Genomic DNA, 19,790 nt, shown 5'->3' with positions numbered 1-19,790 from the left:
AAATAAGAAGGAAACAAGCCTCACGAAAGGAAAAACGATGAATTCCATACTTTTAAAAAACGTAACCATCTATCCCATTACATCAAAGCCTATTCATAATGGAGCTTTACTCATAAAAGACGGAAAAATCAAACAAATATACTCCCATGACGTGGATGGATTCCACCACTCTTCCGTGTACGATTGTCAGGGGAAATTCCTTTTTCCCGGATTCATTGATTGCCACACTCATTTAGGCCTCTACGACGAAGGTACAGGCTGGGCAGGTAACGACGCCAATGAAACCATCGAACCGATGACACCTCATATCAGGGCCTTCGACGGTGTATACCCATTGGACCCGGGCTTTAAAGACGCCCTTAAATATGGCGTCACCACCGTGAATGTCATGCCCGGAAGCGCGAATGTGATCGGGGGTACCACAGCGGTGATCAAAACACATGGTTCTAACATCAGGTCCATGCTTATCAAAGAAACCTCCGGATTGAAAATCGCTTTAGGCGAGAATCCGAAACGAATCCATAGCACTGGAAACAATGATTCCATTACAAGGATGGGGATCATGGGGATGCTCAGGGAAGCGTTTTTCTCTGCTAAATATTGTGATCAACCAGAGGAACTGAGAGTTGCCCCTTTAGTATCTGCCTTGAAACGGGAAATCCCTGTACGGATCCATGCTCACAGGGCAGACGATATCTTATCCGCAGTGCGTTTCGCTGAAGAATTCAACCTCGACCTCCGGATTGAACATTGCACTGAGGGTCACCTCATATCAGATGAACTGAAAGGAAGGAACTTAAAAGTTTCTGTAGGTCCGACGTTTACAAGACGCTCGAAGGTGGAGCTTAAGAACAAGAGCTGGATCACCTACCAGAAATTGACGGAAGCCGGTGTCGAAGTGTCGGTTACGACCGACCACCCTTACACCCCCATCCAGTATTTGAACATGTGTGCGGCGATTGCCGTGCGTGAAGGGCTGGAGGAACAAAAGGCATTGGAAGGGATCACCATTGCTCCTGCCAGAAACCTTGGTGTATCTGACAGGATCGGCAGTATCGAAGTAAATAAGGATGCCGATCTGGTCCTTTGGAGCCACCACCCATTCCACTTTATGGCAAAGCCTATGTTGACATTCGTCAATGGGGAAATAGCTTATCAAAACGTGTAGAAATTTGTTAAAAATTTTCTTCAAAAATCAGCATTTTACCTATTTCCTTTTTGAGATATTTCGTATATGATACAGATGGATAATATATTTCCGATTACAAAAACGCGATTTATTTTATATAATGAGCGACTGTAATGAAGGGAAGGCAAAAGGTGCGCCACCAGTTTCTTGACTGGTCTTAGTGGGTTCGATTCCCACCCCGAAATTTTTTAGTTACCATTTAAAAATTTCGAGGGTGGGATCGTACGCGAGTAGACTGCCCTCAAGGAGGGTCTACTATGATCAAGAAACGTGAATTACATGAGTGTCATGAACTTTATGACCTGATGGCGCACCCGGATGTCTTCCCTTTTGTGCGTCAAAAAGCGTATTCCTATGATGAACTTCTTTTTCTGACAAAACAAACCATTGAAGCAGAAGAACGGGGAGAACTTATTTCCCGGACGATTTTGGACGAGTGGGGCAACCCTATCGGAACGATTAATTTATTCGACATCCAGGAAAATGCAGGGTTCCTTGGTACTTGGCTCGGGAAGCCGTTTCATGGCAAAGGGTATAACCAGCCGGCGAAGGATGCATTTTTTTCCGAGTTATTTTTTGAACTGGGCATGGAAACCATCTTTATGAGAATCAGAAAGGTGAATACCCGTTCACAAAAAGCCGCAGAAAAGCTGCCTTATGTCGTAAAAGCAAACGAATCAAGGAAATCTCTCTATGATCAATTAAATGCTCAAGAAGACGTGTATGATCTGTATGAGATTCCGAAAGATTTGTACACCCTTTATTTATATCAGCTTCAGCAGTCCCCGGAAGAAGAGCAGGCGCTTGAAGCGTAAAGACAGAAAAAGGTTATCACATAGGCATTTACCTATTGTGATAACCTTTTTGTTAAGTCGGATTAAAAGGAGGCATGGATCATAAAAAATATAGTAAAGGTGATGGCAAGTTTCAAATGCCATTCTCGGTCCTTTCTTTTGAAACGCTTAAATCCCATGCCTACAAGGAAGAAGAGCGCGATACTCGAAAGGATCCCTGTTATATTTGTGAAGTCCCAATGGAAATCTCTGACGATTGCCAGAATTCCGTGTAACACTACACCTGCCGTTGCCAATAGCGCTAAGGGGACGTGCCATTTCCTCAACAGCTTTCCTGCAAATTGGACAAGGCGTTTTATTTCAATATCCTTCCACTTTAACCCTCTCAACCCTTTCCATTTCAATAACAGGAATATCGGAAAGATACTGAGGACGACAAAATAAATAATTCTTGCTGCGGACCCGAACTGTTTGAGGAATTCCTTGTAGGATTCCTCATTCATACCCATGAGCACTTCCTGATAAGCCGAAATGAGGAGAATTCCTGCAGCCGTTAGACAGGTGTTTAATCCCAAATAAAAGATGACATTTTTTCGTTCCTTTGGATTTGGGATGAATTTCGATAAAAATGATGGATGGCTGACTTTCGATTTGGATTCCATTTACTTTCTCCTATTATTATTAAGAATTATACGTTTACTATAACCCTCAAACATGAAAATTAAATGAAAATCCCATGAAATGATTATTACCCTCCAAAATCCGCTAAATAAATCGAAGCTGACTGTATTGATGCCTTATCTTACATTCCAAGATCAGCACCGATACTGTCAGCTCCGGTTTTTATTTTTGTTTAGCTATTTTCTCGAAATACAGGTTTCTTACCACAAATGTTTTATAATTCTCCAATTTCCTTTTTTCTAAAGGATGATGATTGATTCCCATCTTTTTAAGTTCTTGAAGATACCATCCTTTTGAAAATTGATAGGCCATTCCACTTCTCCCCTTCAACCATTTGTATACTATATGCTTGATGGGGAGTCCAATGACTCTTTATCGGGACATGGACGAAAGTACCTCATACATATCCTGGATGGTGTAGGCTTTTTCACCTTTTTCCATATTGCGGATCATTATTTCACGATTTTCCTTAAGCTCATTGACTCCCGCCAAGAAGCTCTTTTCGTCCAATTCTTCTTCTTCCAGCTTTATCGCATAACCGTGTTTCACGAAACTGTTGGCATTGAGAATTTGATCTCCACGGCTCGCTTCTCTTGAGAGGGGGATCAATAACATCGGTTTCTTTAAAGCCAGGAATTCAAAGATTGAATTTGAACCGGCACGAGAGATCACGAAATCCGTCATTGCAAGATAATGAGGCAGTTCACCCTTGATGAATTCGTATTGACGATACCCTTTTTGTACAAGGCTTTCATCCACATTTCCTTTTCCGCAAATATGAATGATTTGAAAGGCAGAAAGCAGCTCTTCCAGATTCCCTCTTACCGCTTCATTGATTTTTCTTGCTCCAAGACTTCCTCCCATGATCATTAAAATGGGTTTATCCTCATAATAACCGGTTAATCTCTTCCCTTCTCGTGCATCACCCGTAAATAATTCTTCTCGGATGATGGCTCCTGCGCATAATGATTTTTCACTTGGAAGGGATTGGACCGTTTCCGGGAAGGTGGTAAATATTTTCGTTGCAAATGGGACGGCTAATTTATTGGCAAGGCCCGGGGTCACATCGGACTCGTGGATCGCTACAGGAACTTTTGCGATCTTAGCGGCCATCACGACCGGGACGGAAACGAATCCTCCTTTGGAAAAGATGATGTCCGGTTTCGTTTTCCTGATGACGGATAGTGCGTCAAACACTCCTTTCATTACTCGAAACGGATCTGAAAAGTTTTTCCAGGAAAAATATCTTCTAAGCTTCCCGCTTGAGATACTCTTGTACGGGATATGGGGAAATTGTTCAGTAATAATTTCCTTTTCGATTCCATCTTCCGAACCTATATACGTTATGTCCCAACCTTCTTTTTCAAAGTGTGGAATCAGTGCTGTATTAACCGTGACGTGACCAGCTGATCCTCCGCCTGTAAATAATATACGCTTCTTCATATGTATAAACTCCTAACTCATATTCTGATTTCCTTCTCTCTAACCATTATACACTTTACCAAAAATACAGGCGGGATAGAACCACGAAAATTTGACAAAAAGAGAAGAGACCCTTTTCAACCTTCAAGGACTCTTTCTATTCATGAGAATTACCGGGATATATTGCCCCTATCCCTTTTCAAGATATAATTGGCTACATTTCTTCCACTTATCGTCACCATCGGGGATCCTCCCCCTGGGTGTGTCGTTCCACCTGTGTAGAAGAGATGTTTAATATCCTTGCTGACATTTGAAGGACGAAGAAATGCTTCGGTCATGCGGTGGGAGGCAAGGCCGTAAAGCGAGCCTTTATAGGCAGAGAATTTATGTTTTATGGTGTCCGGTGTGTAGATTTTCTCCACTTCCAGTGATTCCTTTATGGACAGTCCCTTTTCTTCTAATTTATGATAAATCTTCTCTTTATACGACTGAACTTGTTCATCTGTCAATTCAATGGCGGGTGCATTGACAAGGATAAACAAATTACTTCCCTTTGTGACGCTTGAATCTGTCGCCGCCGAATGGCTGATATAGATCGTGGGGTCACTCGGGAGCTTTTTTTCGGAGAAAATTTCTGTGAATTCCTTATGATAATCCCCGGTGAAATATACCTGGTGATGATGAATGGAATCTTGAAAGCTACTGAGTCCAGCCAGAATAACGAAAGCCGATATCGAAGGTTCAAAGGAGTCAAGCTTGCCGTCAGGATGACTCGGTCGATCCCCCTCCTTGATCAATTCTTTCGTAGCCGTGATGAAATCCCCATTCACGATCACGTCATCAGCAGGAAGAAATTCTCCATCTTCTGTTATCACACCGACTGCCTTTTTCCCCTTCACCACGATCTCTTTCATTCGTATTCCCAAACGTATCCTTCCACCGAGTTCCTGGAAGAAACGACTAAACCCTTCTGCAATCCTCGGGTTTCCACCTTTTGTATAATACACCCCGTCTTTCATCTCAAGATGACCGATCAATGAAAAGGTGGCAGGGCACTCATAAGGTGATGAGCCAATATACGTCGCATACCGATTGAACACTTTCAACACTTCTTCATCTTGAAAGAACCTTCTATGAAAATGATCCATTTTCTCAAAGGGACGGACCTTCACAAAGCTATAGGAAAGACTGGGTGAAAGATAATCCCTCCATGAACCAAATACCCGGTAAAAAAATCCTCTCTCGGCTAATGAATAAAGCTTTTCTACTTCTTTTAAATACTCTGTATAATGGGCTGCCCCATAAGGATCGATCCCTTTAAGCCCGTTCATCATTTCTTCGGGGTCGGCTGATTGATAGAGGACCCTTCCATCCGGAAAAACGTTTTTCGTATGTTTCACGAGTCTTTCAAATTCAAAATAACGAGAGGAGTCCCCTCCTGCATCATTGATCACAGATTGAAAGACGTGAGGCATCGTAATCGTGTTCGGGCCAAAATCAAAGGAGTAGCCGTCGATTTCAACCTGCATCATTTTCCCACCGGTGTGATGGTTCTGTTCTACGACCGTAACGTTATATCCTTTACTTTGAAGGGATATCGCTGCAGACAATCCCCCTAATCCCCCGCCAATGATGATGATATTCTTCATGAATAGGTCCTTCCTTTCCACGTGTATCCCTGATTTTTCAATCCCCTCAGCATAGACGCCCACATGATGAAGATAAAGAAGATGGAAGCGATAGGAATCAATAGAAAATGCCACTTTGATTGATTGGAAGCGATGTCGATCATGAAAGTTTGCACCCAGATTCCCATCAATGGAAGAACGTACCCCCACTCCCCCGAAATCAAACCATAAAGGGCTAAAGGCAGAGGGAGTATGAAGAAAACGGTATAAAATAGGGAAAGAAGGATAACCGATATCGGACTTCTTCCAGTGCCTATATAAATATTCTTCAGAAATCCTTCCCATACTTCCTTATTCGTTTCATACATATGGCAGGTCACCTCAAAGCTATTATTGACGAGTGTCACCTTCCACCCGTTTTCCTTTACCTTCCTGGAGATATGAACATCCTCAAGAAGAGACGACTTAACAGCCTCATGTCCACCGCAATCCTCGTATGCTTCCTTCTTGAAAAACATAAAAGCTCCATGGGCTGCCGTGAATGCACTTCTGGTCGTATGGTTTGCCACGGCGAGTGGCAGATGAAAATAGACGAGAAAATGCTGAAACGGCACCAGCATTTTACTGAGAAAGGTCGGTATGGGAAATTGGGGAAATCCCGTTACAAGCCCGGAATCATACCGTTCCATTTGGTACAGTACTTTTTCAATGATGGAGGGTGAAACCCTCACATCGGCGTCCAGAAATAGATAATACGAACCTGAGGCATGCCGACTAAGCTCGTTGCAGGCATGGACCTTTCCCACCCATCCTTTTGGGAGGGGCTTTCCATCGATGATCCTGAAACGGGGATCGCCTGATGTAAGATGTGTCAGGAGGTCTCTTGTGTGATCCGTCGACCCATCATCCAATAAAATAAATTCAGCGGGGGAATGGGTGATCTTTTTGATACTTTCGATCAGTCCTTCTACATTCCTTTCCTCGTTTCTCATTGGAACCAGGACTGACACCAAGTCACTTACAGCCGACTTACGGGATAGTTTTGGTAAAAACAGTAGATTGATAAACGTAGCCAGTACAAATAGGAATGTGATCAGTATATAATAATTCATTTTCTCTCCACCCCTACTTTCTTCCCTTCCAAAAACTCAACCACTCACTATTGGTCGGAAATCCTTTAATCAACAATTCAAATGCGGATATGTTTTCATGGATAATATCATTTTTCAAGTCATCCAGCCTGGTTTCCAAACCCATTCTTAAGTGACCTGACAGCTCTGCCCGTGTTGACTTCTGACTTGTAAACATGTCTTCCTGGCTAATCCGGATGAACAACTCGGGTCTTTGATCATGACGAAAAGTATAATAAAATGTGACCATCGTAACAGTGATTTCCGGATTCCGTTCGTACAAATAAGCGGGTCCACTCATAAAGGATAAGGGTCTCTTTTCAAGATGCTCTTCCTTCCCTTGAGGAAAGATCCAGACCGTTTTCTTCTCTTGTAAACACTTCTCAGCAAATTTCAATGAGGTGACCAGGTCTTTGGGAGAATGGGGATTAACAGAGAATGCGCCGATTTTCTGAAAGAAAGAGAAATCCTCCATTCCTTTCTGGCTCATCATTGCGAAGCTGTCTTCCTTTATTACATGATGATTTATGTAAAAGACCATCAAACCATCCCACCAGCTTGAATGATTGGTAAGTACCAGATGGCCTGAACCCTGTTGAAACGAATCTCGTTGGTCTTCGATCCACACACGATAAAAGTGCTTCTTGAGCTGATAAGTAAGATAGCCCGACAGCAGTTGTTGAAATCTCTTACTTTTTTTCGGTTCAATCATGTTACCTTCTCCAATCGTGTCCTAAGAATGAGCGATGCCGCGTAAATTGATGAAGTGACAAGAACGGCAAGCCATAGCCCTTCCACCATAGCCGTCACCATAAACATCAAGATCACAAGGAAGTATAACCTCCTCATCCGGTTGCTCCATTTGGTAGTGAAAATTTCTTGCTTGACCCATACATACAAGAAGCATTGAATGAAAAAAGAAACAAAAAACCACCCTAAGAAGTTTTGAGTGGGGATATCATAGTACGGTCCCCCTTGATCCCATATCCAGTATTCCCTGCCTTTAAAGGCAACGGGGTCGATGATCAAATCCATTGTCACCGCTAATAGAGAGGTCACCGTACTATATACTAACGCTCCCCCGATTGTCTTCGTCCTTTTAAAGAAGAACTCATAGTGTGCCATACTGGTGAATACCACCATGACCCAGGCGAAGCCAATTGTCACTGGGACATCGAATAATTGAAAACCAAAATCCTTTTTATAATGATAAGACCCGAATATCAGACCGTAATGGACGCCTAAACTCTCGGCGAAAATCGTAAGCAACATGATGCCTAAAGAAATGATCAGCCCGGCTCTGGTCTCGAACCTCTTCATTGCATAAAGAATGGCCAATATCCCTGCTAAATATAAGAAGACGGCATTTGCCCATTGTAGAGACGGAGGCAGCCAGTCGAAAGAAACCAGGATAATCCCCACCCCATACCAAATGATAAACACTATCCAAATCCAGTCCTGCCATTGTTTAGTCATTCTTTCCCTCCCATAAGGTCATTTCCCTTAATCCATAATGAGTGCTCGTTTGGTAAGCATATTTCACTCTCTATCCCCATGAAAATATGGTACAGTATGATAGTGAAATCACCATGCAGTATCTGAAGGCATACAGGAGGAGTACGTCCAATGAGAGAAACTCATACAATGAAAGATAAGATCAAACAGCTGTCCATCATACTCATCCCCATCCTTGTGACGCAGCTTGGGATGTTTGCCATGAATTTCTTCGACACGATCATGTCAGGGAAGTATTCTCCCATTGATCTTGCGGGTGTTGCGATTGGCTCTTCTCTTTGGGTACCGGTCTTTACAGGATTAAGCGGAATCCTTTTGGCCGTGACGCCAATCGTCGCCCAGTTGAATGGACACGGCAATAAGAGAGAAGTTCCCCGTACTGTGCTTCAAGGTGTATATGCAGCCATCGCTTTATCCCTTATCGTCATGGTGATTGGGGGACTTGCCCTCAATCCGATATTAAACGGGATGAATATAGAACCGGAAGTCCGTATTGTGGCGAAAGAGTATCTCATTGCCCTCTCGTTCGGAATGATTCCCTTATTTATCTATAATGTACTAAGATCATTCATCGACGCCCTGGGGATGACGAGGGTGACCATGTTCATTACTCTCATGTCCCTGCCGATTAATGTCGTGTTCAATTATCTTCTTATTTTTGGTAAGTTGGGACTTCCTGCATTTGGAGGAGTGGGTGCAGGTGTTGCGTCTGCCATCACCTATTGGCTGATTACACTCATCGCCTTCTGGGTCGTCCATACGAAAGGTCCTTTTAGCCAATATAATATTTTCCGGACCATCCATAAGCCTGACCTTGCTAAGTGGAAAGAAATTTTTGTGATCGGTGTACCGATTGGTTTATCCATTTTCTTCGAAGTCAGCATTTTTTCAGCCGTCACTTTGTTGATGAGCAATTACGATACAGTGGTAATCGCGGCTCACCAGGCAGCGATCAATTTTGCATCCTTCCTCTATATGATCCCACTGAGCATCTCTATGGCCTTGACCATCGTTGTAGGCTTTGAGGTCGGTGCAAAGAGGCTTCGTGATGCAAAGGTTTACAGTTGGATGGGTGTGAGCTTTGCATTGCTTTTAGCTGTCATATATGGAGTCATATTACTCTTCTTCCGTTCTGAAATCGCCTATCTATACTCAGATGATGCGTATGTATTAGAATTAACGGGACACTTCTTATTATATGCCGTATTCTTCCAGCTTTCAGACGCGATACAAGCCCCCGTCCAAGGTGCGCTTAGAGGATATAAGGATGTCAATATCACCTTTATCATGGCTCTTGTATCATATTGGGTGATCGGACTACCATTAGGATATTTTCTTGCCAACTACACAAATTTCGGACCGTACGGCTACTGGCTTGGGCTTACATCGGGCTTAACGGCAGGCGCGGTTACTTTGTCAGGTCGGCTCCTATCTATACAAAAGAAATACAGAAAACAATATAGTCATTAAAAGTGTATAAGAAATTAGTGACTGAAAGAGCAACGGACTGAATCACTGCCTTTGCTCTTTATTGATGAAATACCTTTCCAAGTACATCCTTACCACCTGTTACGGGAATGATAGAACCGGTAATGAAATCAGATTCTTCCTGACAGAGGAATGAAATGATCCTTGCGAGATCTTCTCCTGTACCGGGTCGGCCAATCGGTGTATGTGAATCATGTTGTTCTTTCGCAATTCTAATTTCTCTTTCTTTCCAATCACCTACTATGTCACCCGGACAGACCATATTTGCCGTTATGCCGTTATGCGCTTCTTCAATTGAAATTGTTTTTGTGAAGGAAGCGAGGCCGGCTTTAGCTGCAGCGAATGCAGAACGGTAAATCCAGCCCGGTGCTGATTCGACCCTGTCATATCCAAATGTGATGATCCTTCCCCATTGTTTTTCACGCATCTTCGGGATCAATAACCTGGATAAGTAAAATACACTATTTAAATTCCCATTCACAATATAATTCCATTCCTCAGGGGAGTAATCGGCAAATGATTTTCTTTCTTTTACATAGGGTCCGGCATTGTGAATCAGGATGTCGACGCTCTCCACCTTACCCCAGATCTCTGATGCCATCCGTTCACATTCTTCCGGTACGGAAATATCCCCTTTGATCGGGATGATGGAATTGGAGTAGCACTGGGTTAATTCAGAAACCAACTTCTCCACAAAAGAATCATCGCTTCTATAGTTCAGGATGACCCTGTATCCTTGTTTAGAGAATTCCTCCACCGTCTTTCTTCCGATTCCCTTTGATCCGCCCGTTATGAGGACAACTTTATCTTGTTTCATCAAGCTCACTCCACGTACTCGTTATATTTCAATAGTATGAATGATTATCGGGAAATGCAAATCTAAGCTCTTACACATTTCGTTCAACCTGCTATAAAGAATGTCGCGTATGCAATCATATTATTAAGGGAAACTAAAAAAGCAGCCTCTCCAAAGAGAGACTGCTTTTGTTCATAAAATTACTTACCGATGAACTGTTGAGTCCAGTAGTTACCGTTCTCTACATATCCCACACCGATGTGAGTGTAGTTTGAGCTCATGATGTTTTTACGGTGACCTTCACTATTCATCCATGCCTCTACTACTTCTTCAGGAGTCTGTTGACCCATAGCGATGTTTTCACCTGCAGAGCTGTACTCGATACCAAACTGCTTCATCATGTCGAATGGTGAACCATACGTAGGGCTTGTATGAGAGAAGTAGTTGTTCGCTTGCATATCACGGGACTTCTCACGTGCTACCTTGCTTAATTCTGCATCTACTTTAAGAGCTGGAAGCCCTTGTTTTGCACGTTCCTGGTTAGTCAATTCCACTACTTTTTGTTCAAACTGACTTAGTTGACCAGATTGTTCAGTTGCTTGCTCTGATTGTTGTTTTTGCTTATTTGAAGTTGGAGCTGGAGCAGGTGCTTCCGACTTAGGTGCAGGAGCTTCTGCTTTTGGTGCTTCTGCCGGTGCAGGAGCTTCCGCTTTTGGTGCTTCCTTAGCTGGAGCAGGTGCAGCCGCCTCTGCTTTTGGAGCCTGTCCTTTCAATAATTCTTGTACATTTATATTTTGGCCGTTGATTTGGTATTTTGATAGAACATCTTGTACATATTTGTTTAGATCTTCTTGATTACCATTATATTTAAAGGCGTTCACTTTTTGAGCAACCTCACCTTGTGCTGGACACGGTGCTGCAGCGTCAGCTTTACCTGCTGCGAATGGAGTTGCTAATAATGTTAATGCTGTTGCTGCTGAAACCATCATTTTCTTATTCATAAAAATGAATTCCTCCTCAGTGAATGTGTTTTTCTTTGCTGCACATTCATCATACCACCCTGTTTTTGTTACATTTACGGGATAACTTGGTAACTAGTAATCAATTGTTCTATTTTGAAAGACAATTTCCTTATAGTAAGATAGTAACTATTGATTCTAGTAGGAAGAAAAGCATTTTTAAATGATTTACTTACATTTCCAACAGCTGAACGAATTGGATGCAGCAACTAATTATTACCGGTATCTGATTCTTGACAGGTTTTTAGCAACTCATCCAATGTAACGGATATTACAGTAACATTTCAAAGCAGGAAGGATTTCATTCCAAAGAAAGGTACTCATTGCATTTTTTGTCAGATCCGATGAGCAGATATCCCTTCACATCGAAGCCGAGCCGTTTTAATTGTCTCACACCCACATTACACTCGACGAAATTGCTTCCCATCACAATGACAGGCCTTTCAGGAATATCACTTGCATATCTTCGGATGTATCCACAAGGTAAGGCTATGACCTCTTCGCAATCTCCTTTAGACGAGTCCTGATAATCCCTGACATCCACTACTACATGTTTTGCTGTCACATCAAGGGAATTCCACCGTTTAGTTCGTACGGGAAAATATCGATAATACATCATATATGAGAGTACACTGACTAATAATAATGTTAGTAGAGGCATGGTATCACCCTTTTCATTAATCTCCCTTCATTATATACCCATTAAGGTATAAAAGAAAGATAACTGCTCAGATTTGCTTCTTGATCAGAGATTCTGTTCTTTCATTAATTGTGCATACATTTCGATATGTAACTGAATTAGCCGGACTTTAGCTTCGTTTGGCAAATCGGATTCAATAATTCTTTTAGTTGCTGAAAAATATTTAATTTCAATGGACTTACGAACCCTTGGGTGACTATTGGCATCTTCCAATTCACGTTTAATGGCTTCTTTCAAGACTTGTTCCGATGAAACGGCATCGTTTGTTAATACGCGGTTTTTCCATATTTGTCTGTAAGATACAAGCAAATCGTTGAATACTACTGACATATTCAATCATCCTTTACATAAAATCTTTATTCTTTATCCATACTAAAAAAAAATGAAGAAAGGTGATATCAATGACTACACCCTATCGCTGTCCCAGCTGTAAAACGAATCGAACCCGATTTAATATTATACAACAAGTACCTCAGAGTGTGAAACTTGATCCTGCTTCAGGAGAAGTCGTTCAGAATTACGAGCAAAATCAGCTCGAGCCATTTCACCTCGCTTACAACGGACCCCAGTTAAAAGTTCAATGTGCGGCTTGCGGCTTGGTGGAAGATGAAATGACCTTTAAGAAATTTGGAGAAAGTACAATGTCATAATCAGAAAGAGGGTAACCATGCCTGCTACTATCAGCAGACACGGTTACCCTCTTTTATCTAAAGGATTTTAGTGATTGGAAGCTTCTTTAAGCTCTGTTTCCTTTTCTTCCTCTGTAGCATCTTTATTTGACATCCTTAATGGGATCTCTTTCATAAAGAAGGTTAACACAAATCCAACAAGGAGAATCATGGCTCCAATAAAGAAGACGTTCGTTAACGCATAACTCAATGATTCTCTTACACCTTCCAGGATGGATGCATAGATCCCTTGGAATTCCTGTGGCAATGTTGATTGAAGCTCTTTTAATTTCCCACCGTTCATGATGTTCTGAGGGTCTTGAAGCTGCTTCATAACACCAGAAGTTTCAGGATCTGTCAGTAATGGAGAGTCTTTTACTGAAGACATTTTCTCTGTCATCTTTGAAGTCATGGAAGAATTCATCACGGTTCCCATGATCGCCACCCCTATAGTTCCGCCGATTTGTCTGAACAATTGTGTTGCAGCAGTGGCAACTCCAAGAAATTTATGCTGCACTGCGTTTTGAACCGTCAGTGTAAAGACAGGGAAGCTCAGGCCAAGTCCCGTTCCTACTATAATGATATTCACCAGGGCTCTGGCGTTTGTCGTATTCGTATCCATGAAGGATAAAAGAATCATACCCATACTCATGACGAACAGACCGATCAGTGCCAGAAACTTATATTTCCCTGTCTTCGTAATGATTTGTCCCCCGATCGTACTGGCAAATACCATACTCAATGTCATGGGCATCATCACAAGCCCGGATTTCGTCGCGGAAGTACCCATTACGCCTTGAATGAAGAACGGCATATACATAATGGCCCCGAACATCCCGGCTCCGAGAATGAATCCAATGATATTTGAAAGGGTGAAGATCTTATTTTTAAACAATTGTAATGGAAGTACAGGATTACTTGCTCTTTTTTCCGTTATGATGAATAGGATCAGTGCTACAACCGAGGTAGTCAGTAGTCCAATGATTTGAAGGGAAACCCACTCATAATCGTTTCCACCCCACGTAAAGGCGAGTAATAACGGAATGATCGTTAAAGTTAGCATGATGGATCCCAGGTAATCCACTTTCAGGCCTCTATTCTGTTCTTGTGAAGGAAACATTTTATAAATCATCCCAAATGCGATGAATCCTACCGGAAGGAATACCCAGAAGACCCAGTGCCAATCGGCATTATCGACGATCCAGCCTCCAAGTGTGGGACCGAATACACTGGCTAAACCAAACACACTGCTCATCAGTCCCTGCCATTTCCCTCTTTCTCGGGGCGAGAATAAGTCCCCGACAGCGGTAAAGGCTGTGGACATGATCATCCCCGCCCCGAATCCTTGAATCCCACGGAAAATGATTAACTGTATAATGGAAGCAGATAATCCGTTTAAGAACGAACCGATCATGAAGACTCCAATTCCAAGTAAGATAAAAGGCTTCCTTCCATACATATCAGATAATTTACCGACCAATATGGCTGTTATGGAGCTGGTTAACATGAAGATGGTGAATACCCAGCTATAATAATCCATACCTCCGATTTCAGAAATGATTTTAGGCAATGCGGTCCCCACAATGGTTTGATTCAATGCGGCGAATAACATGGCTGACATGATCGCAATCATGATCAGTACTTTTTTTCGATGTTCCAAATGCTCCATATTCTCTGTCTCCCTCAATATTTATAGTATGAATAATTAACCAACTTAAGTAAATGAGCATAATAGAAGGGATGACCACTCTAAAGGTCAACCCTTTTTCATTCCTGTTAATATATGGCTGAACAACTCTGTTTCCGAAGCAGAACAGTGACATTTACAGGACATTATCTTGAAACAAGTTATTACTTACGAACGGATGAACTCAACAGTTTCTCAAACAGTTCGATCAGGTGCTCGATCTCCTCTTTTTCAAAGGTTTGGAATAACTGCTGAAAATAGTGCGACTTCTTCTCTTCACATTGTGCCAGCACTTCCACTCCTTGAGGAGTAACGGCCAACTCTACGACTCTACGATCTTCACTGGATCGCTGTCTTGTAATATAGCCTTTTTCCACTAGTGTATCTGTAATGGACGTAATGTGACTTGCGGAGACTTCCATTCGCTTTGAAATTTCCGAGGATTTCAGTGCACCATTTTCCCTGATGAGTTGAAGCACCCGGAATTCCCCATTTGAAATAAATTCTCCAAAGATGGTTCGAATATCTGATTTCATCATTCTAAAAACGGACCTGAACAGCCCTTCTAGCTCGAACAATTCTTTTCCCACTAAAAATCGACCTTTCTCACACTCAATAAATACTTCACTAAGTTAACTATTAAATAATATACATTTTATTCGATATTGTCAATGGTTAAAACTTGTTTGGTTTCATGGATACTGAAAACGTATACCCCAGCAATGAATAATATGAGTTCTACACTAAACAATAAAAAAACCATAATTAGGACTCCCCCACCCCTCCAAATTATTTCGTCAGGTCAATCTTCTTTAAAGACTGTACTATTTCTTCTTTATGTAAATTTTCTCCGATTATGACGAAGTTGGTAGGGTATTTCATATCTCCGGGCATAAAGAGCGGCATGCCGTATGAATACTGAAACAATGTTGGATAGTTCCTTCCTTGCAATGGAACATACCCCTTCATTCTGTAAATGGAATCCGACTGGGTTTTCACCCATTCTTCAAAGGCTTCTCCCTTTACATTACCGCTGAACGTATAGACGACCGCCTGCAGAGTCAGATGGTCCCCAATGGCGGCCCGGTCGTATGATATTCCCTCTTGTTGTGCACTTAAAGATAGAATATCTTTCATGGATACCTGAGAATAATTCGTTAAATACACCTTGGCATTTTGATTAATTTGCTGCAGTTCGTAAGAGAATGTCCCTCGTTCCATTTCAGTAAGCAAGTCCATCTTATTCGCTATAATAAACTGGGCATGACGGATTTGTTCTCTCATCAAATGTAAGACAGCCGGACTGAAGTCCCCTCTATTACGCCATTGAAGGCCATCCACTATTGTAACGATCCCTCTGAACTCAAAACGATCGGCGAACAGAGGGGACAAGATGGAATCGACCACCTCAACTGGATGTGCAGCACCTGTTGTTTCTATGACCAGTACATCAAAGTCTTCGTTCACCAGAAGTTCCTGGAGCTGTGACTCCAATTTCTCTGAAATGGTACAGCAAATACACCCATCAAGAAGTTCACGCAATGCAGTGTCATCATCCACCGCATCACTATCGATGGATACACTTCCTAGTTCATTCATCAATACCGCGGGTTTTTTATCATGATCCTTTAAGGATTTCAGCAATTGTTTAAGTAAGGTCGTTTTTCCACTTCCAAGAAATCCGGATAATATATAAACATCTTTTTTCATGTAATCTTCCTTTCCATTGATCCCTATACATATTTTATTAGAAAGTGAATAGGAACACAACGTACATCACGAATGGATAAGGTACGGGGCAATCTATGCCAGGCAAGGAACCAAGACGATTGAAGCTACCTAATAAAAAAGATCCCAGGCGAAACCACCTGAGACCTTGAATTTATTGATCTTTATTTAACACTTCAATCGCTTTTTTCAGTTGAGGATCGTTTTCCTTCAGCTTTTCTCTTAGGTCGGTCATAAGCTTTAAGATGGTTTCCCCGTTCAGTGTACCTGTCTCTTCGAGGTCATTTTCCCCTTGGAATTCCTTAACGGCTGCCGTTGTATCAGCATCATAATAACCGTCTACTTTCCCGGGATCTAAATCCAGAGCTTCGAGCATTTGCTCTGCGGTTTTCACCTGATCTGATAAATCTTCTTCCTTTAGTTCCTTGTCTGGATTGATGTATGGAAGCTGGGCATAATCTGGCATCTTCACTTCGACATCTGGCTTGATGCCTTTTTCATGAATCCAATTTCCTTCAGGCGTCAGCCACTTAGCCGTGGTAAACTTCATATTTGAGCCATCTTTGAAGGTTTCTGCCGTTTGGACGGTCCCTTTACCGAATGTCTTCGTTCCAACCAAAGGTATATCATTGGATTCGCTTACGGCTGCTGATAGAATTTCTGCAGCACTTGCACTTCCTTCATCAACCAGCACGGCTGTAGGGACTTCTACCTTCTGACCTGATTCTGACACATACTTTTCCACTTTACCATTACTATCTTTCACTTGGAATAAGACTTCACCTTCAGGCACAAACAGATTCGAGATCTTGACGGCTTGATCAAGTAATCCACCTGGATTTTGTCTAAGATCCAGAACCAGTTTCTTCATGCCTTTATCGTTCATTTCATTTAACGCTTCTGTCAGTTCTTTATACGTATTCTCTGAAAAACTTGTGATTTGAATTTCAGCTACACCATTATCTTTCATCTCTGCATAAACCGTTTCAATCGGAATCTCATCTCTGGTGATGGTGACCTCCATCGGTTTATCCTGACCTGGCCGTTGAATGGTCAGCGTTACCTTTGTGCCTTTTTCTCCACGAATGAGGAGAACGGCATCTGTCACAGACATTCCCTGAATGCTTTTGTCATCTACCTTCGTGATGATGTCGTTCGGCTGCAGGCCGGCTTTTTCTGCAGGGGAACCTTTAATTGGAGAGACGATGGATATGTAGCCTTCTTTCTCCTGAATTTCTGCTCCGATTCCTTCAAATGAAGAAGAAATGCTTTCCTGGAACTTCTTCGCCTCTTCCTCGTTCATATAATCGGAATAAGGATCACCGACGCTATCGATCATCCCATTGATCGCACCGTTTACAAGTTTGTCCTGATCCAGGTCCTTGTAATAATTCTGGTTCAACTTATCATAGGCTTCATACAGCTTCTGAAATTCCGATCGTTCTGTAACCCCTACATTAACTGCCTTTTCATCTCCAAACGCCAATGCAAATGTTGTAATTCCTGCCGTTAGGAATACAAGGAAAAAAAGGAGCATGACAAATTTGAATTTTTTCATTTTTATAAAACTTGACTGGGTTTCTTGTTGTGACTGTTCTGTCTTATCTTGTTCCAAAGCTTCCACCACTTTCGTTGCTATGTATCTTGTGTGAATTTTCGTTTAGAATATCATGAAACATTCCGCTGAGCAATTTTAAGCTCATAACTTCTTCATTCTATCAGCTTTTCCATGTTAGCGAAAGGAAAATCCATCTTCTCTATTATGATGTGTCAAAAGCGTCGTAAAAAACCCCACCGTGCTTACAGCTAACAAAGAATATAAAAATGCTTCCACTCCAATAATGGGGAAGCCCGCCATAAGCACGACACTATCAAAGGCAAAGATCAGCTTACCGACATTCCATCCAAAACTCTTTCCAATTAACTGTGCCAATAAATCAGACCCACCCGTAGCGGAATTCCCCCTTAACATGAGGCCTATTCCGATCCCGACAAAAGCACCACCAAAAAAAGCACTCATTAGTGGAGGAAGGAGTAAGAGGGTATGCCATTGATAAAAGTAATCAATCATCAAAGAGGACAACCATAGCCCATGAATACTGTTATAAAAAAGGATTCGATCTTTAAAGAAGGCAAGCAGATAAAGGGGGATACTGAGGAGAATGATGGTAAGACCGGGTTTCACACCAAGCCAATAGTGGGCAATCAAACCGATCCCGATCATGCCCCCATCGAGAAAATGATGGGGGACGAAAAATTGATTGATGCCTATCCCGACGAAAACACTGCCAATGATGATTATACTAAACACCCTCATCATACCATCCACCCACTCATTCCAAATTTGGACATCCCTTATTACTGTTGTATGTGGAAATACAAAAAAAGAGAACAAAGCGAAGGGAATTCATCCCTTTTGAGGCAGAAAGATCTTAGCATCCCTAAATCCCCATCTAAAAAAGGGTCAGGAACCATAGGCCCTGACCCTTTATCATCATTAGATTTTCTTTACATTATTAAAGTATTCTTCAAGTGTCCAATCATTTTCATGAATCACTTTAGCAGCGTCCATCCCAACATATCTATAGTGCCAAGGTTCATATTGATATTGGGTAATGGATACCTTATCTTCGGGGTAGCGAAGAATGAACCCGTACTTATATGCGTTCTCTGCCAGCCATTTTCCTTCTTTCGTATCAGCAAATTCTATATTTACTTGAAATTGGTTGCTTTGACTGGAAATATCCATAGCCAATCCTGATTGATGCTCACTTTGTCCCGGAGGCGCAACGGCCATGACTGCCTTTTCTTTACCGAATTGGGCTATTTCCCTATCCAGGAGCATTTTTTGGTACTCGTATGAACGGTAACCTGAAATGGCCGTCAAGAATACCCCTCCTGCTTTGGCATCTGCGAACATCTTTTCCAACTGCTCTGCAGCTTCTTTACGGAGGTGCGCTTTTTCAAGGTCCTCATCCCCGAATACGAATGGAACGTTTGGACGGACTAAATCTGCAGGTTTGTATTCATCTAATGCATATTCCTTATTTACCAATGCTAATAAATTGGAGGGATTTTGAATAACCTGTTTCCCGTCCACAACTTTTACGTCATTGAAGTATTGGGACTCTAATTGCAGCTCTTTTGGAACCTCTTCTTCAGAAGGTTGCTGTTCCGGTAATGCTTGTTCATCCTGCCCGTTGTCAGGTGTTTGGACCTTTGGTTTCTTTTCCTGTGTCTCTTGCTGTTTTTGGCCAAATATTTCGTCTGACCACTCTTCTACTTGCGAACAACCTGATAACATAACCAGGGAGGCAGCAGTTACGAAGATGATCTTTTTCATAC

The 19,790-nt window shown here is 42.0% G+C and carries 21 protein-coding genes; 4 read left to right on the top strand and 17 right to left on the bottom strand.

Annotated elements, in window-relative coordinates; genetic code table 11:
- The first annotated feature begins 37 nt into the window (after positions 1-37).
- Positions 38-1,168 (top strand): amidohydrolase family protein, encoded by a 1,131-nt coding sequence (locus tag ACSQ2E_RS10250; RefSeq protein ID WP_435990431.1) that lies wholly within the window; start codon positions 38-40, stop codon positions 1,166-1,168.
- A 278-nt stretch (positions 1,169-1,446) separates the two neighbouring features.
- The gene (locus ACSQ2E_RS10245) at positions 1,447-2,004 is read left to right on the top strand and encodes a GNAT family N-acetyltransferase (protein WP_435990430.1); all 558 of its coding nucleotides are present in this window, start codon (positions 1,447-1,449) and stop codon (positions 2,002-2,004) included.
- 62 nt (positions 2,005-2,066) lie between these two features.
- Here ACSQ2E_RS10245 and ACSQ2E_RS10240 read toward each other — a convergent pair whose 3' ends face one another.
- The 7 genes from ACSQ2E_RS10240 to ACSQ2E_RS10210 all read right to left on the bottom strand — a co-directional run bounded on the left by ACSQ2E_RS10240 (position 2,067) and on the right by ACSQ2E_RS10210 (position 8,320).
- The gene (locus ACSQ2E_RS10240; protein ID WP_435990429.1) at positions 2,067-2,645 is read right to left on the bottom strand and encodes a hypothetical protein; all 579 of its coding nucleotides are present in this window, start codon (positions 2,643-2,645) and stop codon (positions 2,067-2,069) included.
- A gap of 181 nt (positions 2,646-2,826) precedes the next feature.
- Positions 2,827-2,976 carry a YflJ family protein gene (locus ACSQ2E_RS10235; protein ID WP_435990428.1) on the bottom strand — a complete coding sequence of 50 codons (150 nt, stop codon included), beginning with the start codon at positions 2,974-2,976 and terminating at the stop codon, positions 2,827-2,829.
- A 60-nt stretch (positions 2,977-3,036) separates the two neighbouring features.
- Positions 3,037-4,107: an undecaprenyldiphospho-muramoylpentapeptide beta-N-acetylglucosaminyltransferase gene (locus tag ACSQ2E_RS10230; RefSeq protein ID WP_435990427.1), complete on the bottom strand. Its 1,071-nt coding sequence runs from the start codon at positions 4,105-4,107 to the stop codon at positions 3,037-3,039.
- A gap of 149 nt (positions 4,108-4,256) precedes the next feature.
- Complete coding sequence (locus tag ACSQ2E_RS10225) at positions 4,257-5,735, bottom strand: phytoene desaturase family protein (RefSeq protein ID WP_435990426.1); 1,479 nt, start codon at positions 5,733-5,735, stop codon at positions 4,257-4,259.
- Complete coding sequence (locus ACSQ2E_RS10220; protein ID WP_435990425.1) at positions 5,732-6,826, bottom strand: glycosyltransferase; 1,095 nt, start codon at positions 6,824-6,826, stop codon at positions 5,732-5,734. The genes ACSQ2E_RS10225 and ACSQ2E_RS10220 overlap by 4 nt, the downstream gene beginning before the upstream one ends.
- 13 nt (positions 6,827-6,839) lie before the next feature.
- The gene (locus ACSQ2E_RS10215) at positions 6,840-7,556 is read right to left on the bottom strand and encodes a lysophospholipid acyltransferase family protein (RefSeq protein WP_435990424.1); all 717 of its coding nucleotides are present in this window, start codon (positions 7,554-7,556) and stop codon (positions 6,840-6,842) included.
- A complete protein-coding gene (locus ACSQ2E_RS10210) occupies positions 7,553-8,320 on the bottom strand; it encodes a carotenoid biosynthesis protein (protein WP_435990423.1) in 768 nt (255 codons plus the stop codon). Before ACSQ2E_RS10210 ends, ACSQ2E_RS10215 begins: the two co-directional genes overlap by 4 nt.
- Positions 8,321-8,470: 150 nt before the next feature.
- On the opposite strand from ACSQ2E_RS10210, the gene ACSQ2E_RS10205 reads away from it, so the two are divergent.
- A complete protein-coding gene (locus tag ACSQ2E_RS10205; protein WP_435990422.1) occupies positions 8,471-9,829 on the top strand; it encodes an MATE family efflux transporter in 1,359 nt (452 codons plus the stop codon).
- A gap of 58 nt (positions 9,830-9,887) precedes the next feature.
- Here the strand turns inward: ACSQ2E_RS10205 and ACSQ2E_RS10200 are convergent, their stop codons facing one another.
- The 4 genes from ACSQ2E_RS10200 to ACSQ2E_RS10185 form a co-directional block, all read right to left on the bottom strand.
- Positions 9,888-10,664: an SDR family oxidoreductase gene (locus ACSQ2E_RS10200; RefSeq protein ID WP_435990421.1), complete on the bottom strand. Its 777-nt coding sequence runs from the start codon at positions 10,662-10,664 to the stop codon at positions 9,888-9,890.
- Positions 10,665-10,843: 179 nt separating this feature from the next.
- Positions 10,844-11,644 (bottom strand): CAP domain-containing protein, encoded by an 801-nt coding sequence (locus tag ACSQ2E_RS10195; RefSeq protein ID WP_435990420.1) that lies wholly within the window; start codon positions 11,642-11,644, stop codon positions 10,844-10,846.
- A 319-nt stretch (positions 11,645-11,963) separates the two neighbouring features.
- The gene (locus ACSQ2E_RS10190) at positions 11,964-12,323 is read right to left on the bottom strand and encodes a hypothetical protein (RefSeq protein ID WP_435990419.1); all 360 of its coding nucleotides are present in this window, start codon (positions 12,321-12,323) and stop codon (positions 11,964-11,966) included.
- Positions 12,324-12,407: 84 nt separating this feature from the next.
- Positions 12,408-12,692, bottom strand: coding sequence for a hypothetical protein (locus tag ACSQ2E_RS10185; protein ID WP_435990418.1), 285 nt, complete (start codon positions 12,690-12,692; stop codon positions 12,408-12,410).
- Between the two features lie 71 nt (positions 12,693-12,763).
- Between ACSQ2E_RS10185 and ACSQ2E_RS10180 the strand changes: the two genes are divergently transcribed.
- Positions 12,764-13,012 (top strand): DNA alkylation repair protein, encoded by a 249-nt coding sequence (locus ACSQ2E_RS10180; RefSeq protein ID WP_224519717.1) that lies wholly within the window; start codon positions 12,764-12,766, stop codon positions 13,010-13,012.
- A 67-nt stretch (positions 13,013-13,079) separates the two neighbouring features.
- Here the strand turns inward: ACSQ2E_RS10180 and ACSQ2E_RS10175 are convergent, their stop codons facing one another.
- The 6 genes from ACSQ2E_RS10175 to ACSQ2E_RS10150 form a co-directional block, all read right to left on the bottom strand.
- Positions 13,080-14,699 carry an MDR family MFS transporter gene (locus tag ACSQ2E_RS10175; protein ID WP_435990417.1) on the bottom strand — a complete coding sequence of 540 codons (1,620 nt, stop codon included), beginning with the start codon at positions 14,697-14,699 and terminating at the stop codon, positions 13,080-13,082.
- Positions 14,700-14,881: 182 nt separating this feature from the next.
- Complete coding sequence (locus ACSQ2E_RS10170) at positions 14,882-15,307, bottom strand: MarR family winged helix-turn-helix transcriptional regulator (protein WP_435990416.1); 426 nt, start codon at positions 15,305-15,307, stop codon at positions 14,882-14,884.
- Positions 15,308-15,506: 199 nt separating this feature from the next.
- Positions 15,507-16,427, bottom strand: coding sequence for a CobW family GTP-binding protein (locus ACSQ2E_RS10165; RefSeq protein WP_435990415.1), 921 nt, complete (start codon positions 16,425-16,427; stop codon positions 15,507-15,509).
- A gap of 172 nt (positions 16,428-16,599) precedes the next feature.
- Positions 16,600-18,060 carry a S41 family peptidase gene (locus ACSQ2E_RS10160; protein WP_435990414.1) on the bottom strand — a complete coding sequence of 487 codons (1,461 nt, stop codon included), beginning with the start codon at positions 18,058-18,060 and terminating at the stop codon, positions 16,600-16,602.
- Between the two features lie 117 nt (positions 18,061-18,177).
- On the bottom strand, positions 18,178-18,765 hold the full coding sequence (locus ACSQ2E_RS10155) for a YitT family protein (RefSeq protein WP_435990413.1): 588 nt from the start codon (positions 18,763-18,765) through the stop codon (positions 18,178-18,180).
- A gap of 177 nt (positions 18,766-18,942) precedes the next feature.
- Positions 18,943-19,788, bottom strand: coding sequence for a M15 family metallopeptidase (locus ACSQ2E_RS10150; protein ID WP_435990412.1), 846 nt, complete (start codon positions 19,786-19,788; stop codon positions 18,943-18,945).
- Positions 19,789-19,790: the final 2 nt, after the last annotated feature.

The organism is Rossellomorea sp. LjRoot5, from assembly GCF_964253455.1.
In the GTDB taxonomy this organism is placed as follows: Bacteria; Bacillota; Bacilli; order Bacillales; family Bacillaceae_B; genus Rossellomorea.
The sequence above is the reverse complement of the archived record's forward strand: the minus strand, read 5'-3'. Positions and strand labels throughout refer to the sequence as shown.

Coding starts and splice junctions, on each gene's coding strand:
- ACSQ2E_RS10250 (WP_435990431.1), top strand. CDS start 38: ATGAATTCCATACTTTTAAAAAACGTAACCATCTATCCCATTACATCA.
- ACSQ2E_RS10245 (WP_435990430.1), top strand. CDS start 1,447: ATGATCAAGAAACGTGAATTACATGAGTGTCATGAACTTTATGACCTG.
- ACSQ2E_RS10240 (WP_435990429.1), bottom strand. CDS start 2,645: ATGGAATCCAAATCGAAAGTCAGCCATCCATCATTTTTATCGAAATTC.
- ACSQ2E_RS10235 (WP_435990428.1), bottom strand. CDS start 2,976: ATGGCCTATCAATTTTCAAAAGGATGGTATCTTCAAGAACTTAAAAAG.
- ACSQ2E_RS10230 (WP_435990427.1), bottom strand. CDS start 4,107: ATGAAGAAGCGTATATTATTTACAGGCGGAGGATCAGCTGGTCACGTC.
- ACSQ2E_RS10225 (WP_435990426.1), bottom strand. CDS start 5,735: ATGAAGAATATCATCATCATTGGCGGGGGATTAGGGGGATTGTCTGCA.
- ACSQ2E_RS10220 (WP_435990425.1), bottom strand. CDS start 6,826: ATGAATTATTATATACTGATCACATTCCTATTTGTACTGGCTACGTTT.
- ACSQ2E_RS10215 (WP_435990424.1), bottom strand. CDS start 7,556: ATGATTGAACCGAAAAAAAGTAAGAGATTTCAACAACTGCTGTCGGGC.
- ACSQ2E_RS10210 (WP_435990423.1), bottom strand. CDS start 8,320: ATGACTAAACAATGGCAGGACTGGATTTGGATAGTGTTTATCATTTGG.
- ACSQ2E_RS10205 (WP_435990422.1), top strand. CDS start 8,471: ATGAGAGAAACTCATACAATGAAAGATAAGATCAAACAGCTGTCCATC.
- ACSQ2E_RS10200 (WP_435990421.1), bottom strand. CDS start 10,664: ATGAAACAAGATAAAGTTGTCCTCATAACGGGCGGATCAAAGGGAATC.
- ACSQ2E_RS10195 (WP_435990420.1), bottom strand. CDS start 11,644: ATGAATAAGAAAATGATGGTTTCAGCAGCAACAGCATTAACATTATTA.
- ACSQ2E_RS10190 (WP_435990419.1), bottom strand. CDS start 12,323: ATGCCTCTACTAACATTATTATTAGTCAGTGTACTCTCATATATGATG.
- ACSQ2E_RS10185 (WP_435990418.1), bottom strand. CDS start 12,692: ATGTCAGTAGTATTCAACGATTTGCTTGTATCTTACAGACAAATATGG.
- ACSQ2E_RS10180 (WP_224519717.1), top strand. CDS start 12,764: ATGACTACACCCTATCGCTGTCCCAGCTGTAAAACGAATCGAACCCGA.
- ACSQ2E_RS10175 (WP_435990417.1), bottom strand. CDS start 14,699: ATGGAGCATTTGGAACATCGAAAAAAAGTACTGATCATGATTGCGATC.
- ACSQ2E_RS10165 (WP_435990415.1), bottom strand. CDS start 16,427: ATGAAAAAAGATGTTTATATATTATCCGGATTTCTTGGAAGTGGAAAA.
- ACSQ2E_RS10155 (WP_435990413.1), bottom strand. CDS start 18,765: ATGATGAGGGTGTTTAGTATAATCATCATTGGCAGTGTTTTCGTCGGG.
- ACSQ2E_RS10150 (WP_435990412.1), bottom strand. CDS start 19,788: ATGAAAAAGATCATCTTCGTAACTGCTGCCTCCCTGGTTATGTTATCA.